This is a genomic window from Streptomyces sp. NPDC039609, assembly GCF_055596705.1.
Window position 1 is genome coordinate 1 of record NZ_JBVIUJ010000035.1, and the last position, 3,679, is coordinate 3,679.

Consider the following 3,679-nt stretch of genomic DNA (forward strand, 5'->3'; position numbering starts at 1 on the left):
GCGGAGATGGGCAACCGTCTGCTGGCCGCGGTCGACTCGGAGGGCAAGCGGACGACGTACGGCTATGACACGGGTGGCTTCCTGCACACCGTGACCGACGCCAACGGCAACCGCTCCATCACCGGCCACGACGTCCGTGGCAACGCGGTCTCCCAGACCACGTGCCAGGACACGAAGGCCAACAAGTGTTCCACGGAGTACATGACGTACTTCCCGGACGCGACCACGGCGTTCCCGCCGATGGACCTGCGTAACGACCTGGTGCTCACCGAGCGCGACGGCCGTTCCTCTGGCCCGACGGACAACACGTACCTCACCAGCTACAGCTATGACACGGCCGGCAATCTGCTTTCGGTGACGACGCCGCCGGTGGCCGGGCACCCGAGTGGCCGGACCGCGTCCACGACCTACACCACCGTCGACACGGTGGCGATGGAGGGCGGCACCGCAAAGGCGCCGGCCGGTCTGGTCGCGCAGGTGGTCACGCCGGGTGGCAAGAGGACGTCGTATACGTACTACGCCAATGGTGATCTCGCGCAGATCACCGACGCCAATGGCGCGAAGGTGACGTACACGTACGACAACCTCGGCCGGCAGCTGTCGAAGACGGAGGTGAACGACGCCAACCCGGCCGGGATCACGACGTCGCAGACGTACGACAAGAACGACCAGGTCGTCACGGAGACCGATCCGAAGGTGACCAACCGGGTGACCGGTGCGGTGCATCAGGCGCGGACGACGACCGGGTTCGACGCGGACGGGAACATCCTGTCGCAGAGTGTCGCCGACCTGACCGGTGGTGACGCGGCGCGGACGACGTCGATGACGTACGACGCGCACAACCAGCTGGCGACTAGGACGGACCCGGGCGGCGACACCACGTCGTTCGAGTACGACGCGTACGGCAACAAGGTCAAGGAGACCGACCCCGCGGGGAACGTCAACACCTACACCTTCGACGCCGAGAACCGTCCGCTCGTCACGAGCTTGCTGAACTACACCGGCGACCCGAACAACCCGTCGGCGCCGACGACCCTGGTTCAGGAGTCGCGGGCGTACGACCCCGCCGGCCGTCTCGCGTCGATCACCGACGCGATGGGCTGGGTCACGGCGTATACCTACACCGATGACGGCCTGGCGGCGACCGTGGTCCGTAAGGACCCGCAGTCCGGCAAGCAGTTCACGGAGCAGGCGAACACCTACGACGCGGCCGGGAACCTGATCGAGCAGGTCACCAACGACGGTCAGACGCGCACCACGTTCACGGTGGACGCGGCCGACCGTACGACCAGCTCGGTCCTGGACCCGAACGGGCTCGCGCGGACGTCGAAGGTGTCCTACGACCCGGACGACAACGTGGTGTCCGAGACGGAGACGGACCCGAGCACGGGTGACACCTCCACCGCGGACACGCGGTACGACAACCTGGGCAACGTCACGGGCAACACCGTCCACGACGGCACCACGGCACCGGTGGGCCGCTGGAAGTTCGATGAGTCCAGTGGCACGACGGCCGGCGACTCCTCGGGAGGCACCAACACCGGCACGTTGACCAGTGACGTCACCCGCTCCACCGAGCGAGGTGGGTCGGCCGTCTTCAACGGCACGACGAGCAGCTACGGCTCGACGGCGGAGCCCGCGGTCAATACCGGCGGCAGTTTCACCGTGTCGGCCTGGGCCAAGCTGGACGACCTCACCACGGTCGGGCTGTGCTGTCCCAGGACTCCGGCAGCACGTACGGTTTCGTGCTGTACTACGCCGTCGGTACCGGCTGGACCTTCATCCGTCCACGGGCGGACGCCACTCCGCTGACTTACGACCGGGCGGTCTCCGCTCCGTCGGCGGCGGTCGCCGGAGTCTGGACCCACCTGGTAGGTATGTACGACGCCCAGGCTGGAAAGCTGCGCCTGTACGTCAACGGCACGCTCGCCCAGGAAGTCGCCGTCACCGGCAACTGGGAGGCGACCGGTCCGATACAGATCGGCCGCCACAAGGCGGGCACAGGCCACAGCGGTTACTTCAAGGGTGGTATCGACGACGTCCAGGTCTACAGCGAGGCGCTGACCCCGGCGCAGGTCACCGCGGTCAAGGGCGGTACGCTCCCGGCCGCGGGCAGCTCGGTCCGTTCCACCTCGTGGAAGCTGGACCAGCGCGGTCTGCCGCTGTCGATGACGGATGCCAACGGCAATGTCACCGACTACGGCTACGACGAGGCGGGCCAGCAGACGTCCGTCACGGAGCCGGCGGTCAACGCGGAGCAGAACGGCGGGACCCCGGTCTCGATCCGTCCCGTGTCGATGACGGGCTACAACACCTTCGGCGAGGCGACCGAGTCGTCCGACCCGCTGGGCAATGTGACGGTGACGGCGTACGACGCCGAGGGCCAGGAGTCTTCGAACTCGTCGCCGAACTACACGGCACCGGGCTCGTCGACGCCGATCCAGGCCACGACCTGGAACGAGTACAACAGGCTCGGCCAGGTCACGGCGGAGGTCGACCCGCTGGGCGGCCGCACCACCTACACGTACTCGCAGCTCGGCGACCTGGCCTCGGTCACGGAGCCCGGCGGCGGCACGACGACGTACACCTACTCCACCAACGGCGACCAGCTGTCGGCCACCCGGCCGAACGGCGCCCGACAGGAGACCACCTGGGACTACCTGGGGCGTCCGCTGACGAGCACGGACATCGTGCGTCAGCCGACGCAGCGCGCGTACACGGCGATCAACGAGTACAACGCTCCGGGCGGCGAGCTGTCCCGAAGCGTGTCGCCGACCGGCGTCACGGAGTCGTACAAGTACAACTCCGTGGGCGAGGTCATCGAGGCGACGGACGGCGCCGGCAACGCGTCGACGTTCACGTACGACATGGACGGCCAGATCCTCACGTCCAAGGACGCGGACGGCACCAGCACGAAGAACACGTACGACGGGTTCGGACAGCTGACGTCGATCCAGGATCTCGACGCGACGGGCGCGGTGCTGCGCACCAGCAGCTACACCTACGACCGTGGCGGCAATCCACTGTCGATGACTGACGCCAGGGGGCACACCAAGACCTTCACGGTCGATGCCACCGGCATGGTCACGAAGATGGTCGAGCCGGTCTCCGCGACCGAGTCGATCACGACGACGTACGGCTACGACGCGGCGGGCAACCGGACGCGTTTCACCGACGGGCGGGGCAACCCGTTCCTGACGACGTACAACGCGTGGGGGCTGCCGGAGTCGCAGATCGAGCCGTCGACGCCGACGCACCCTAACGTCGAGGACCGCACGTTCACGACGGTGTACGACGGGGGCGGTCGGACGAAGGAAATGCGTTCGCCCGGTGGGGTGTCCGTCTCCTTCGAGTACGACGTGAAGAGCCGTCTGATCCGTCAGACGGGTACGGGTGCGGAGGCCACCACGGTCGACCACACCTATGACTACGACGCGGACGACCGGGTCACGGCCGTCGCGGGCGCCGGTGAGGAGAAGAACACCTTCTCCTACGACGACCGCGGTCTGCTGCTGTCCACGTCCGGTCCTTCGGGTGCCTCGTCCTTCGCCTGGAACGGCGACGGCGCGATGACCACGCGGACGGACGCGTCGGGCACGTCGACCTACGGGTACGACACGGCCGGCCGGCTGAAGACGGTCAGCGACGGGGCCACCGGCACCGCGATGACCTACGACTA

At 67.7% G+C, this 3,679-nt stretch carries 1 protein-coding gene and 1 pseudogene; both read left to right on the forward strand.

Annotated features, from left to right (window positions below; all coding sequences use genetic code 11):
* Nucleotides 1-1,812, forward strand: a pseudogene (locus ACZ561_RS40030) (LamG-like jellyroll fold domain-containing protein); the annotation flags it as partial.
* The coding region (locus tag ACZ561_RS40035; RefSeq protein WP_471005081.1) for a LamG-like jellyroll fold domain-containing protein at nt 1,710-3,679 on the forward strand (1,970 nt) is incomplete at its 3' end. The pseudogene ACZ561_RS40030 and the gene ACZ561_RS40035, both read left to right, overlap by 103 nt.